Raw genomic sequence first — 12,278 nt, forward strand, 5'->3', positions numbered from 1 at the left:
CGAACAACAAGATAAAGCTACTGATACGGACTGCCTATGGCTTCAGGAACATGAACAACATGCTGTCGCTGATAATGCTGAGCTGTTCCTATGTAGATGTACAGATAGCCTACGAATGGGAATCGGAATCGAGAGAATCATCTAGCAAGGCTGCCTAAATGCTTCCACACATGTTGATGATGCCTCAGAATACTTATTAAAACAATTCAACAACAAATTCAAAAACGCAATAATAAAAGAAGTAAAGAAGAAAAACGGTCCGCTTACAGAAAAAGAGCGATACTATATTCTCTGTTATGTTGAAGAATTGTAAATTCAGAAAAATATTTCGGCATCTGCGTTAGGGATAGTGACCCCTTGGGGACAAGACTCGCGGAGCGAGGCTTGGTTCTGGGAGGTGAGTGGCAAGCGTAAGCGCAGCCGATCACCCCCAGAATATAGCCCGACCCACGAAGTGGGGAACGCTCAAAATAATCGCCAGCGAAGTGGCTGACTTCTGCGCTCTCGTGAAGGAAAAGTGTGCAAGCGAGTGTCGCGACAGGCTGCTTGCAGACTGGCATGACCGAGCGCAGCCACGGACGCCGAAGGCGTCAAATCTACCACGACTTCGGTTTCGATTCCATCGTGGTGAAGTTCTCCACCCGTCCGGAACGCCGCGTAGGTTCCGACGAACTTTGGGACAAGGCAGAAGCCGCTCTCGAAGAAGCAACCAAGCTGGCTGGCCTCGACTACATCTTGAACCCGGGCGAAGGCGCCTTCTACGGCCCGAAGCTTGAATTCACCTTGAAGGATTCCCTCGGCCGTGATTGGCAGTGCGGTACCATCCAGGTGGACTTCAACCTGCCCCAGCGTCTCGGTGCAGAATATGTCGGTAAGGACAACCAGAAGCACATCCCCGTTATGCTGCACCGCGCAGCCGTGGGTTCCATCGAACGCTTCCTGGGCATCCTCATCGAAGAATTCATGGGCGATTTCCCGCTGTGGCTCGCTCCGGTCCAGGCACGCGTCCTCCCCATTTCCGAAAAGTTCGCTGAATACGCCCACAAGGTGGAACGCGAACTGGTGAACGCCGGCGTCCGCTGCGACATCGACGAATCCAACGAAAAGCTGGGCTACAAGTTCCGTCAGTGCGAACTCCAGAAGGTTCCGTACAAGATCATCGTTGGCGAGAAGGAAATGAACGAAGGCGTCGTTTCTGTGAACAAGCGTAAGGAAGGCGATAAGGGTCAGATGACCGTCGCTGAATTCCTCGCTATGACTGAAGCTGATCGCCAGGTCGTTCGCTAATCAACGCAAGTGAAAGCCGTGGCATCCGTCGCGACTCTGACATTAAAAAGTCCTCGAGGTTACGCCTCGGGGACTTTTTGCATTTCATTAACTACCTTTACCCTTCGTCAATCATGTTAGCAGGTTTCCATTCAGAAATTCCAAACAGGGCTTAGCTTAAACAAAATCAAGAGCTATATCAGAGAGTCAATTTTAGACTATTGCGAAGATATTCAGGAGAGATACGAATCAAGTCTCTCCGAAAAAAATAATGTCAATGTTTCCACCAATGGTTCTTGTACCATAGACACGCTCTACTCCTCCAACAGACAAATGCAATTGAACTATTCGGAATCCTGCTTTTAATTTTTGACATCACAGGCGTTTATTATATTTCGGTCAGAGGTATTTTTATGGACGTCTATATTTTTCAGCATGTGGAATATGAAGGCCCGGGAGCCATTCTCCCCTATTTGCAGGCCAAGGGTCATAAAGTTCATGTAGTCCGTCTCTACGCCGGTGACAGGATTCCCCACGAAGACGAAGTGGATTTCGCCATCATGATGGGCGGTCCCATGAGCGTCCTGTACGAAGCCGACTATCCTTATTTCGTTCGTGAAAAGGAACTGTGTCGCGACATGGTTCAGTTGGGCAAGCCCATTCTCGGCATCTGTCTGGGCGCACAGATGATTGCAAACGCATTTGGCGCAGCCATCAGGAAAAATCCCGAAAAGGAAATCGGCTGGTTTCCTGTAAGTTTTGACGCTAGCGTCGAAGGCAGCAACAAGGTTTTGGACCTGCCCAAGAAACTGCAGGCTTTCCATTGGCACGGCGAAACCTTCGACATCCCCGAAGCGGCAACATCTTTCGCCAGCAGTGAAGCCTGCAAGAATCAGGCATTCAAGTTGGGCAGCGCCATCGCCTTGCAGTTCCATGTTGAAGTCACCGATGATTCCATGGAAAGCATGTTGAAGAACGGTGCCGAAGAAATTGAAGCCTGCGCAGGTTGCAAGTTTGTACAGAACGCAGCAGAAATCAAAAAGGCCAGCGCAGCAAACATGGACAAGGCAAACAAGGCCTTGGTCAAGATTCTTGATTTTGTGTTAAAGAAGTAGCGAGTTCCCCACGGAGGATTCATGAGCGAAATCATCAAGGTAGTGAGCAAGCAGCACAACAGCAAGATGTGCATGATGTGCGGACTGGACAACGAATACGGGGTCCGCGCTCCGTTCTACAATATGGAAGACGGAAGCGTCATGAGTCTGTTCCAGTATCGCGAACAGCATCAGAGTTATCCCGGTCGCGTTCATGGAGGCCTCATTACCGCCATGCTAGACGAAATGGGACTTCGCGCAGTGTGGGCCAAGGAAGGCGGCGACGAATCTATCTGGGGCGTCACCATGTCCCTTGAAACCAAGTACCGCAAACCCGTTCCCTATGGCGAACAGTTGATCGGCCGCGGCGAGATCGTAAAGATCACTCCCCGATTCTTTATCACCCACGCCAGCATCATGGATATGAGCGGAACCGTCCTTGCCGATGGCGACATCAACTACATCCATCTGGACATGAGCAAGATTGCAGAAGGCGTCACCATGCACGAAGAAATGCCTTACCTCATCGAGGATGGTGTAAAGGAAATTTCTTTCTAATAGAGTGCGGTTATCGCCGTGCATTAGAAATAGTATAGGCGGGCACAGCTCGCCTTTTTCTATATGGCACTCTTCCAGTGCATATAGTGCGGCTAGGTCATGCCAGAAAATAAATTTTCTGTCGCGACACTCGCCTTTTTCTATATTTTGAGCCGTCGGAACAGGCGCGCAAACCTAAGGAGTTTTTATGTCTTTCGTCCAGGAACTGAAAAACAAGATTTTGAATGATGGTTACGTTACCACCCGTGAAGATGCCATCAAGCTACTTGACGCTGACCTGGAAGAATTGACCGCCGCCGCCAACGAAATCCGCGAAAAACTCCACGGCAACGATTTCGACTTCTGCTCCATCGTCAACGCCCGCAGCGGTCGCTGTTCCGAAAACTGCAAGTACTGCGCACAGTCCAGCTACTACCACACCGGCGCTCCGGAATACAAGTTGCTCAGCGCCGACGAAATCGTAGCCGATGCAAAGAAGAAGGAAGCCGCAGGCATCCCCCGCTATTCTATCGTCACCTCCGGCAGAACTCTCACCAAGAATGACGTAGAACAGATTTGCGAAACCATTCGTCGCCTCAAGAAAGAAACCAGGCTTAGCGTTTGCCTCAGCAGCGGTCTTCTGAACCGCGAGCAGTTTGATCAATTGAAGGCAGCGGGCCTTTCCCGTTTCCATAATAATCTGGAAACTTACCGCCGTCATTTCCCTGACGTTTGCACCACCCACACTTACGATGACAAAATCGGAGTGTTGCAGAATGCCGTAGCCGCAGGCCTTGAAATTTGCAGCGGCGGAATCATGGGCCTTGGCGAAACCATGGAAGACCGCATCGACATGTGCATCGACATCCGCGAACTGGGTGCCAAGTCCACTCCCATCAACGTGTTGAACGCCATTCCGGGAACTCCTTTCGAAAATCTGCCCAAGATGACCAACGACGAATTCTGCAGAATCGTCGCCATCTATCGCTTTATCAATCCCAAGGCCTATTTGCGTTTGGCAGGTGGCCGCGGCGTTCTAGGCGATTACGGTGCAAAGGCATTCAAGAGCGGAGCCAACGCCACCATCACCGACGACATGCTGACCACCGCCGGAGTCAACAGCGCCACCGATTTCGAATTGGTAAAGAGCCTCGGATTCGAACCTCACGGATTCCTGGACTAGCGAAAAATATTTAGATTTCGCTTGATGGCTCTCCTGAGAAATATTCTATTTCTTGCTTTAACCCTGGCATTCCTTTCGGCTTGCTCCTTTCCTGTTCGTACTGGATACGATCGGCGGATTGGAGGCTACAAGCCCGCTAGAACAGCGCAGGCTCAGCAGCCAGCCCCACAGACCACCTCTGAACCTGCAGCTGTCGCAACAGCAGCAACAACTCCCCAAGACACGGTAAAACCGCCTCGTCAGAATTCCTCGGCCAAGGCCCACGCCGCCATCAACAAGAAAGAAGTAGCACGCGCCACCCCCAAGAAGGCAACCACCCTAGAAGGGGTCATCAAGCCCTGGTTGGGAACCCGCTACAAACTGGGCGGCACCAGCAAATCGGGCATCGACTGTTCCGGCTACGTCATGGTCATCTACAAGGAGCTTTACGGCATCGCCCTCAAACATAACGCCGAAGGCATCTACAAGGATGAACGCGGCAAGAAGGTGAGCCGCGGCGACCTGAAGGAAGGAGACCTGGTCTTCTTCGGAGACTTCTGGGGCATCAGCCACATCGGCATCTACATGAGCGGCGACCGGTTTACCCACGCCAGCACCAGCAAGGGCGTAATGATCAGCCCCATGAACGACAAATACTGGAGTCCCAAGTACAAGGGAGCCAAGCGTTTTAAATAGGGGGTTCGCAACAGGAACCGCAAATTTTCTAACTTAACGTCATGAAGAAAATTGCATTCCAAGGCCGCAAGGGCGCATACAGCGATTGCGCAGCCCACTACCTTTTTGGCGAAGACATCGAAACTTTGCCCATGGACACTTTCGAAGAAATTTACCAGGCTATTGAAACTGGTGAAGCCGACGGCGGTGCAATCCCTATCGAAAATTCTACGGCAGGTTCCATCGAAGCGAACTACGACCTGCTTTACAAGTGGCGTCACCGCATCGTTGGCGAAGTTATGCTCCGCATCGAGCACACCCTTTGCGTTATGCCCGGCGTAAAAGTTGAAGACTTGAAGCGCGTCTACAGCCACCCCCAGGCTCTGGCCCAGTGCTCACACTTCTTTGCAGAAAACCCCCAGATCAAGGCAATCCCTGCATTCGATACCGCAGGTTCTGCCGAAGAACTGGCCGCCCGCGGTAACCGCGACGAAGGCGCCATCGCCAGCGCATACGCCGCCAAGATTTACAATCTGGACATTCTGAAGGCTGGCCTCGAAAACCTGAAGGGAACCAACTTCACCCGCTTCTACGCTATCCAGAAAACTCCCGCAGACTTCACCGAAAGCGAGAACGCCAAGACCACCATCCTTTTCGAACTGGCCGACGACAAGGCCGTAGGCGCCCTCTACAACGCCCTGGGCTGTTTCGCCAAGCGAGGTCTGAACTTGACCCGTTGCGAAAGCCGCCCCCACCCCGATAAACCCTGGGGTTACATCTTCCACGTTTCCTTTGAAGCAAACATCAAGGACGAGAACGCTCAGGCCGCCTTGGCAGAACTCAAAAACTACACCAGCTTCGTGTACATCCTTGGCACCTTCAAGAAAGGCGTGGTAGAAACGCTTAAGTTCTAATTACGAATTACAAATTACGAGGTACGAGATTAATAATCGCGCCGTAGGCGCCAAACTAAATCTCATAATTTATAATTCATAAATCATAATTGAAAAAGGATTTTTCTATGGCATACGAACGCACCGACAGAAAGTTTGACGAATACAGAAACCTGAAAATGACCACCGGCTTTATCAGTTCCGCCGACGGTTCCGTCCTTATCGAAATGGGTCGCACCCGCGTGATCTGCAACGCCACCCTGCTCCCCAAGGTTCCGGATTGGCTGGCTGGCCGCGGCACTGGCTGGATTACCGCAGAATACAGCTTGCTGCCTCAGAGTACCGGCAAGCGCGTCGAACGCGAACGTAAAGGTGCCAGCGGACGCACCCAGGAAATCCAGCGCCTCGTAGGTCGTTCCCTCCGCGGAGCCGCAAACCTGGACGCCCTTGGCGAAAACGCCATCGTGATTGACTGTGACGTCATCGAAGCCGACGGCGGCACCCGTACCGCAAGCATTATCGGCGGATTTGTAGCCCTGGCCATCGCCCTGAAGAAAATCAAGGAACGTCTGGGCCTCACCGAACAGATCCTCCAGCACGCCATTACCGCCATCTCCGTAGGCGTCGTAAACGGCAAGCCCCTCTGCGACCTCTGCTATGTAGAAGACTCCGCAGCCGACGTCGACATGAACGTGGTGATGCAGGATGCCAAGAACTTCATCGAAGTCCAGGGCACCGGCGAACACGCCAGCTTCGATCGCGCCATGCTGAACACCCTCCTTGACCTGGGCGAAAACGCCTGCAAGGACATCTATAAAAAGCAGATGGAACTGATTGGCGGTGAACTGCCGTAATTATTCAGTGACTTTGACAGCTTCCACTCGATAGACTGCGAAAGATCCACCACTACCCGAGCTTCCGTCAAACTTGATTCTAACGGACGCCAAAGATTCTTCCACGTTTTCGTCGGAAGGTTCTTTTGAATCGGGTTTGGTAAAATCACTCCACAAAGCACATTTACGGACAATTTCAGAAGAGCTTTCAAAAACCGCCTCAGGCAATTGGAAGCTCATCGTTCCCGCCTTTTCTAATCCCGGGTCCAGAACGATAGCTCCGCTCATGTCGGACTTGTACACGACGCACACGCCATCCCATTTGGGAGTCACATCAACAGGCCTAGCCGTCGCAATTAAATCAGAAGATCCCTTCACGTCAAAGACAACCCCCACAAACGGTGGTTTTCCTTTAGCCACATCGCCAAATTCAATCGTACCACAAATACCCAGACATTCTTCGATGACTTCATCTAAAGATTCCGAATCAAAGCCGCCTCCTAACGAGACCGGCCACGTAATCGTAGAAGAACCTTCATAAACATGATCATCAAAAGCATACCAGGGAGCTCCGTATTCATCCATTTCCCAAAATTCTGTTTTTACCTCATAACTTATTGATCCATCCCATAACTCCACCAAATCATTTGTATCAATCGTCCGTTTCGCAGGAGTGATCAACGTATCCGCACTAGATTCCGACGACGTAGTTGAATCCGCTGACGAGGTTGTGTCCGCTGACGAACTTGATTCCGCCGAAGAGGTCGATTCCGCCGAACTAGTTTCCGCTGATGAGTCAATCTCTCCGGAGCTGGACTCCGCCGAAGACGCTATTTCTCCCGAGCTAGATTCCGCCGACGTAATAAGCAACGTATCTCCACCAGAAGAATCTACAGGAACATTTACAGAATCATCCACTGGTGAATCTGCTAGAGAATCTGCTGGAGGGTCATCAATTTTTTCTTCTTGAGTCTCCTTGAAACTACCGACCACCAGGGCCCCCAGCTTCCGGATGTTAAAATAGCCACTCATCCCAGGAGACCCCTCAAAGTAGAACGAAAGGGAAACCAGACGTTTCACCGCTTCAAGACCCGGAATTTTTCCGGACTTTTTCGGTTTGAACTTTTCCCAGCCAACACAACGAACTTTGACCGAATCGCCAGACGTCTTTTTATACAAGGCTGTCGGAGAATCCTCAACGACAACACCTGTCGAATCCATTGATTCCAGGTCGACGCGAACATCCAGGCCAGAAGCATATTCCACGCACAACTGTCCCCAAGACGAAACATCCGCCAAAACCAGCGTATCATTCCGTTCCTTGGAAAGATCCAGATTAAACCCAACGGAAGCCACCTTGTCAGACGAGCTCTTTCCAAGAACAACCGTTCCGCAGAAACCGCCACATTTCTTTTGAGCCGATTTCAGCCAAGTCCTTGAAAAGACTTTATCACCGTCAACGTCCCATTTAATTTCAGACCCTTCACCGCCATCCAACATAGACCATGTTCCGGGTACGTCCACCACGTTTACATCTTCAATGTGGACCACTTCAACAGAAGCATTGTTTTCTTCGGTGGATCCTTCGTCAAAAACCATGTGGCGGTCCGATCCGCAACCACCCAGTAAAAACGCGTTAGTTAAAACAATAGAGAATGCAATATTTTTTTTAGTCATCCTAGCCGTCCCAAATCAGCTTTCTAGATTTTCTTTGTCAAAGGAAACAATTGTAAGTTCAAACGATATACCTGATCCGGCTTTCTGCTGGCATTGGCAATGGAGGCTATTTTTCGTCGGCACGAAAGCAGTTCCTCCACAATTTGTTCGTAAGCTTCACGATCAACACTCATTGTAACACCCATAATATTTCGATCATTCACATCAAACGCATCTATAGATTTTTGAGCAAGCGCAGCCATTTCCCGATGCATCGTCCGTACAGCCACGGGAATCGCATCGGAATTCCCCACGAGAGCCTTATCCGTCTGCACATAAACATTACGGCCCTTCTTCTGTAACAAACCCAACTTTACCATCAAATCAAGCGAAGCGCAGACTTCGTCGGCACTTACCGGCTGCCAGCACATGGCTGCCATTGCCTCGGGAGTGGCACCCGGCATCATGGTCACTAATTCACGCAGCACCGGATTCTTCCAGGACTCAAAATAAGCGTAGGCGTCGCCATCCAGCACGCGGATCTTTTTTGACTTGGCCACTTCCTGCATGGCACCGAACGCCTTCTTGCGGGACTCGTCATCTTTAGCCTGGTTAAACTGCACCAGGTAACGGAAATAGACGTAATCAAAACCCTTCAGCCCCATGGCGTCGGCCACCTTGCCGATTCCCGCCTCGCTAAGGCTACTTTTGCCCTCGCAAACCAACTTCAGGTAGGTAGGCGAAGAAAACCCTGCCAGACGGGCATATTCTCGCCACGTAAACGAATCCGTTCGCTTACGCTCCTCATAAAACTCCTGCATATAGCAGCGATAGCTTTGATAATCGGTTATGGGCTTCAAAAATTTACCTGCCTTGACGGCGAAGGCAAACATAATTTATTTTGTATCATTCGTCAATAAACCAATGATACAAAATTTATTTTATCAATAAAAATAGACGTAAACTACCAGACTCTTAACCAAGAATCCATATTTTTTTATTATAAAAAAAGACCGCGGATTAACACGGTCTAACTATAAAGTAAAAAATTGGCTAAGGCGAATTAAACTTTCCAGTCGCAGAAGTTCTTCAGCATGGCAAGCCCCACATCACCACTCTTTTCCTGATGGAACTGGGAAGCAATCAGGTTATCCTTGCCAATAAGGCCCTGGAAGGTCTGGGTGCCGTAAGTAGTTTCAGCAAAGCTATACTCCGCAGGCACCACCGGGTGATAGGAATGAACGTAGTAGAAATCGCTACCGCTGGCGATGCCCTTCATAATGGGGTGTTCGCGGGTAAATTCCACCTGGTTCCAACCCATGTGAGGAATCTTCAGGCCCGGTTCATCCTTAAAGCGCACAGCCTTGCCGGGAATCAGCCCCAAAGTCTTGACACCGCCATCTTCTTCGGATTCTTCCAGAATGATCTGGCAACCGATACAAATACCAAGCACAGGATTGCCGGCCTTCACCACCGTCTTGATGGCCTCACCGATTCCGGTCCTAGTCAAGGTTTCCATAGCCGAAGCCGCAGCGCCAACGCCAGGGAAAATCAGGCGATCAGCCTTGGCAATCACTTCGGGATCGCGGCTAGAAACAGCATCGGCACCGATGTGTTCCAAAGCGTTCATCACAGACGTCAAGTTGCCAGCGTTGTAGTCAACTACGATAATAGACATAGAAACCTCGTTTTTACAACCGCAAAGATAGAAAAAAGATTAAAACCGTCGAAGTGCCGCCCTAGTTATTGCACCAGGGGAACGTATAATTCAGCTGCGGCCTGATGGTATCAGCCCTTACCGGGAAATCGTTAGCGGCATTCATCTGCATAACACCCACAACACCGTTGGCCATTCTGGCCTTGATGTTCTGGACATCATCCCAAGGCTTCTTGTGGCCGTTACTTGCGCCACCGGCACCATAGCCCGCATCCGCAAGAATGGGCTTGCCCGTCACCTCATGAATCTTCGCCCAGGTGGCAGAATTGGCAGCCACAATCTTCTCGGATGTCGCCAGGGACGAACCGCCGGAAGTTCCCGCAAAATCCACGATACTCATGTCAAAGTTGGAATACCACTGGGCAAACAGGGCCGTATCCTTATCGCCAATCCAGGGTGAAATATCGATGGCAATCTTTGCCGCAGGCAAGTAGGCACGAATGGTATCCACGATCTGCTTGAAGTACACGCCCATAAGGGAATCGGGAATGCCGCCTCCTTCCTGGACAGTTCCATCGTATCTTTCCTTCTGCCTTGAAGCCGTTTCGGAATACTGATAAAAATCCGGTTCAATCAGCCAGATGGATTCATAAGTATCCGCATCCACCTCCAGACGGTAAATCAGCTGTTCACGCATACCGTTGGCATAAGCCGCATAACGATACAAAATGGAGTCCGCAAAATATTCGCGAATCATCTGGGCCCCATGGGAGCAATGGGTCTTTTCGGCCTTGGAAATATTGCAGTCGTCAATTCCATGGTCCTTGTCGAACTCGGCAATCACGTAAGCGTAAATCATGGGAGTCGCGCCAATTTCCACGCTCATCTTTACCATACGTTCTTCAAAGCCGTTATAGAAATCGTTATCACCAAGCCAGACCGCAATATAGTCCAGGCCGGCGTAATTCGTAGAATCGCGTTCCTTGTCGGTACTCCAGGCCGCACCAAAATTAAACTGGCACGGATCGAAACCTCTCTTATGAGGCGCCACGTCATACGCAGTCCACAAACCGGACTCGCAACGGTAATAACTCTTACCCGTTTCGATCCACACAAAACCGCCCTCCTCCTCGGGAGCGCAGGGCAAAGTCTGGGGAACTTCTACTACAGCCGACGAAAAAACTTCAGCGGGGTCAGCCGTTCCCATGGCAGAACTAGATTCCGCCTGAGGAACCGGATCCGAATTTTCTGCTTCAGAGGCTGACTCGCCACATGCCACGAAAAAACTGCAACCCGCCACAAAAAGCGTAAGGGCCAAAAGTCCAAAACGATTCTTCATCAAGTCTCCTTTTCCTAAATACCCGAACACCGACACAAAGATACTTAATGGAATCGCAAAATAAAACCCCAGACCGCCCTATTTATTCAAGGAGTCCAGCGCCTCGCCCGCCAATTCCACACAGCGGTTGCAGGGAATCACCCCATTGGGGCGAATTTCACTACACAGGGTGCAGCCCTTGGCACCGTTCTTGAAGAACTCCACAATGGCATCAGACTGGGCAGGAGCCAACAGCTTTGCCGCATGTAAGGCGCCGCAAGTTCCCTCCGGAGCACGACCGCCACTGAACTGCTTTACAGCCATGGCCAGTTCCAGAGCTTCCGCTTCAGACTTGCCCTGGGCACGCCAATAACCATAAGTCACAGACACAGCGCAGTTGCCGTGTTCCTTGTGATACACCTTTGAAATTTCAGAAATCTTTTCTGCCATAAAAACCTCACGTTTTAATAGTCACTTGTCTGCAAAACGGAATGTCTCCGCTGGTAATCAATCTTTTTCTGCTTAAAGAAATCCGCCCGTAATCATTGCAACACCGCCATAACTGAGCGCATTATCAAAACTGCGTTTGTCCATGGCAAGTCCCGCGGACAGCATATCAATACCGATAAGGGCGATACCAAGCCCTGCCCTACCACAAATCCCACCATAGCGGGCAAACTGCTTAGCCTTGCCAATATTGTAGTTGTAATCCTTCATGTAAATGGACACACTATCCGCAAAAACGGCACAGTCTTCGTTCCAGTTCAGCAACGAATCAGGCACAGAATTTTCCGACCCATAGGAAGACTCCTCCTGCGGCACAACATCAGTCCCGTCCACACTGCCGTAGATAGCCATACCCTTGGGAACAAGCTGAGCCTGAGCCGCCCCTACAGAAATCAACAAAACTAACCCCCAAATCAATTTGTTCATGACTGCAAAAATACAAAATTAAACAGATAATACTATATTCAGTACATGCCTAACGAAAACAACAACAATGAAGAATTGGATCTGGACGCCATCATCAACAACATGAGCTCCATCAACAGTGAAGACTACTGGTTCAAGAAAGTGAGCCAATTCGAGGAGCACGACGAAACCGTCAACCCCAACGCCAACCAACAATGACTTAGAGCTTGACTACGGTTGTCAAAGTCATTTCCGTTCAATTCAACCGTAGTGGT

The 12,278-nt window shown here is 50.3% G+C and carries 14 protein-coding genes; 8 read left to right on the forward strand and 6 right to left on the reverse strand.

All coding sequences use genetic code 11. The features are described from left to right. Positions 1 to 519: 519 nt before the first annotated feature. The 7 genes from MMG03_RS14350 (at position 520) to rph (ending at position 6,481) form a co-directional block, all read left to right on the forward strand. A complete protein-coding gene (locus MMG03_RS14350; RefSeq protein ID WP_249506593.1) occupies positions 520 to 1,287 on the forward strand; it encodes a threonine--tRNA ligase in 768 nt (255 codons plus the stop codon). 392 nt (positions 1,288 to 1,679) lie between these two features. Continuing rightward, on the forward strand, positions 1,680 to 2,381 hold the full coding sequence (locus tag MMG03_RS14355) for a type 1 glutamine amidotransferase (RefSeq protein ID WP_249506594.1): 702 nt from the start codon (positions 1,680 to 1,682) through the stop codon (positions 2,379 to 2,381). A gap of 21 nt (positions 2,382 to 2,402) precedes the next feature. Beyond that, a complete protein-coding gene (locus MMG03_RS14360) occupies positions 2,403 to 2,918 on the forward strand; it encodes a PaaI family thioesterase (RefSeq protein ID WP_101479717.1) in 516 nt (171 codons plus the stop codon). Between the two features lie 187 nt (positions 2,919 to 3,105). Next, positions 3,106 to 4,080, forward strand: coding sequence for a biotin synthase BioB (gene bioB, locus MMG03_RS14365; protein WP_249506595.1), 975 nt, complete (start codon positions 3,106 to 3,108; stop codon positions 4,078 to 4,080). Positions 4,081 to 4,104: 24 nt separating this feature from the next. Continuing rightward, entirely contained in the window at positions 4,105 to 4,755 is a 651-nt protein-coding gene (locus tag MMG03_RS14370; protein WP_088665885.1) for a C40 family peptidase, read from the forward strand. Positions 4,756 to 4,796: 41 nt separating this feature from the next. After that, complete coding sequence (locus tag MMG03_RS14375; protein WP_073159579.1) at positions 4,797 to 5,648, forward strand: prephenate dehydratase; 852 nt, start codon at positions 4,797 to 4,799, stop codon at positions 5,646 to 5,648. A 107-nt stretch (positions 5,649 to 5,755) separates the two neighbouring features. Continuing rightward, positions 5,756 to 6,481, forward strand: a complete 726-nt coding sequence (gene rph, locus MMG03_RS14380; RefSeq protein ID WP_249506596.1) for a ribonuclease PH — start codon at positions 5,756 to 5,758, stop codon at positions 6,479 to 6,481. On the opposite strand, the gene MMG03_RS14385 is transcribed toward rph, so the two are convergent. The 6 genes from MMG03_RS14385 to MMG03_RS14410 all read right to left on the reverse strand — a co-directional run bounded on the left by MMG03_RS14385 (position 6,482) and on the right by MMG03_RS14410 (position 12,024). Beyond that, positions 6,482 to 8,137 carry a hypothetical protein gene (locus MMG03_RS14385; protein WP_249506597.1) on the reverse strand — a complete coding sequence of 552 codons (1,656 nt, stop codon included), beginning with the start codon at positions 8,135 to 8,137 and terminating at the stop codon, positions 6,482 to 6,484. A 23-nt stretch (positions 8,138 to 8,160) separates the two neighbouring features. Further along, complete coding sequence (locus tag MMG03_RS14390; RefSeq protein WP_073286208.1) at positions 8,161 to 8,976, reverse strand: TIGR02147 family protein; 816 nt, start codon at positions 8,974 to 8,976, stop codon at positions 8,161 to 8,163. Positions 8,977 to 9,179: 203 nt separating this feature from the next. Further along, on the reverse strand, positions 9,180 to 9,794 hold the full coding sequence (gene hisH / locus MMG03_RS14395) for an imidazole glycerol phosphate synthase subunit HisH (protein ID WP_073159573.1): 615 nt from the start codon (positions 9,792 to 9,794) through the stop codon (positions 9,180 to 9,182). A 61-nt stretch (positions 9,795 to 9,855) separates the two neighbouring features. Then, a complete protein-coding gene (locus MMG03_RS14400) occupies positions 9,856 to 11,112 on the reverse strand; it encodes a hypothetical protein (protein WP_249506598.1) in 1,257 nt (418 codons plus the stop codon). Between the two features lie 78 nt (positions 11,113 to 11,190). Then, positions 11,191 to 11,541, reverse strand: a complete 351-nt coding sequence (locus tag MMG03_RS14405; RefSeq protein WP_073159569.1) for a hypothetical protein — start codon at positions 11,539 to 11,541, stop codon at positions 11,191 to 11,193. A 72-nt stretch (positions 11,542 to 11,613) separates the two neighbouring features. Beyond that, positions 11,614 to 12,024 carry a hypothetical protein gene (locus tag MMG03_RS14410; protein WP_249506599.1) on the reverse strand — a complete coding sequence of 137 codons (411 nt, stop codon included), beginning with the start codon at positions 12,022 to 12,024 and terminating at the stop codon, positions 11,614 to 11,616. Positions 12,025 to 12,069: 45 nt separating this feature from the next. Between MMG03_RS14410 and MMG03_RS14415 the strand changes: the two genes are divergently transcribed. Continuing rightward, positions 12,070 to 12,222, forward strand: a complete 153-nt coding sequence (locus MMG03_RS14415) for a hypothetical protein (protein WP_249506600.1) — start codon at positions 12,070 to 12,072, stop codon at positions 12,220 to 12,222. Positions 12,223 to 12,278: the final 56 nt, after the last annotated feature.

This window comes from Fibrobacter sp. HC4 (assembly GCF_023373925.1).
GTDB lineage: Bacteria > Fibrobacterota > Fibrobacteria > Fibrobacterales > Fibrobacteraceae > Fibrobacter.

What these genes read in the sequence shown, in the direction of transcription:
- MMG03_RS14355 (WP_249506594.1), top strand. Translation starts at nt 1,680, where the DNA reads ATGGACGTCTATATTTTTCAGCATGTGGAATATGAAGGCCCGGGAGCC.
- MMG03_RS14360 (WP_101479717.1), top strand. Translation starts at nt 2,403, where the DNA reads ATGAGCGAAATCATCAAGGTAGTGAGCAAGCAGCACAACAGCAAGATG.
- bioB (WP_249506595.1), top strand. Translation starts at nt 3,106, where the DNA reads ATGTCTTTCGTCCAGGAACTGAAAAACAAGATTTTGAATGATGGTTAC.
- MMG03_RS14370 (WP_088665885.1), top strand. Translation starts at nt 4,105, where the DNA reads ATGGCTCTCCTGAGAAATATTCTATTTCTTGCTTTAACCCTGGCATTC.
- MMG03_RS14375 (WP_073159579.1), top strand. Translation starts at nt 4,797, where the DNA reads ATGAAGAAAATTGCATTCCAAGGCCGCAAGGGCGCATACAGCGATTGC.
- rph (WP_249506596.1), top strand. Translation starts at nt 5,756, where the DNA reads ATGGCATACGAACGCACCGACAGAAAGTTTGACGAATACAGAAACCTG.
- MMG03_RS14385 (WP_249506597.1), bottom strand. Translation starts at nt 8,137, where the DNA reads ATGACTAAAAAAAATATTGCATTCTCTATTGTTTTAACTAACGCGTTT.
- hisH (WP_073159573.1), bottom strand. Translation starts at nt 9,794, where the DNA reads ATGTCTATTATCGTAGTTGACTACAACGCTGGCAACTTGACGTCTGTG.
- MMG03_RS14400 (WP_249506598.1), bottom strand. Translation starts at nt 11,112, where the DNA reads ATGAAGAATCGTTTTGGACTTTTGGCCCTTACGCTTTTTGTGGCGGGT.
- MMG03_RS14405 (WP_073159569.1), bottom strand. Translation starts at nt 11,541, where the DNA reads ATGGCAGAAAAGATTTCTGAAATTTCAAAGGTGTATCACAAGGAACAC.
- MMG03_RS14410 (WP_249506599.1), bottom strand. Translation starts at nt 12,024, where the DNA reads ATGAACAAATTGATTTGGGGGTTAGTTTTGTTGATTTCTGTAGGGGCG.
- MMG03_RS14415 (WP_249506600.1), top strand. Translation starts at nt 12,070, where the DNA reads ATGCCTAACGAAAACAACAACAATGAAGAATTGGATCTGGACGCCATC.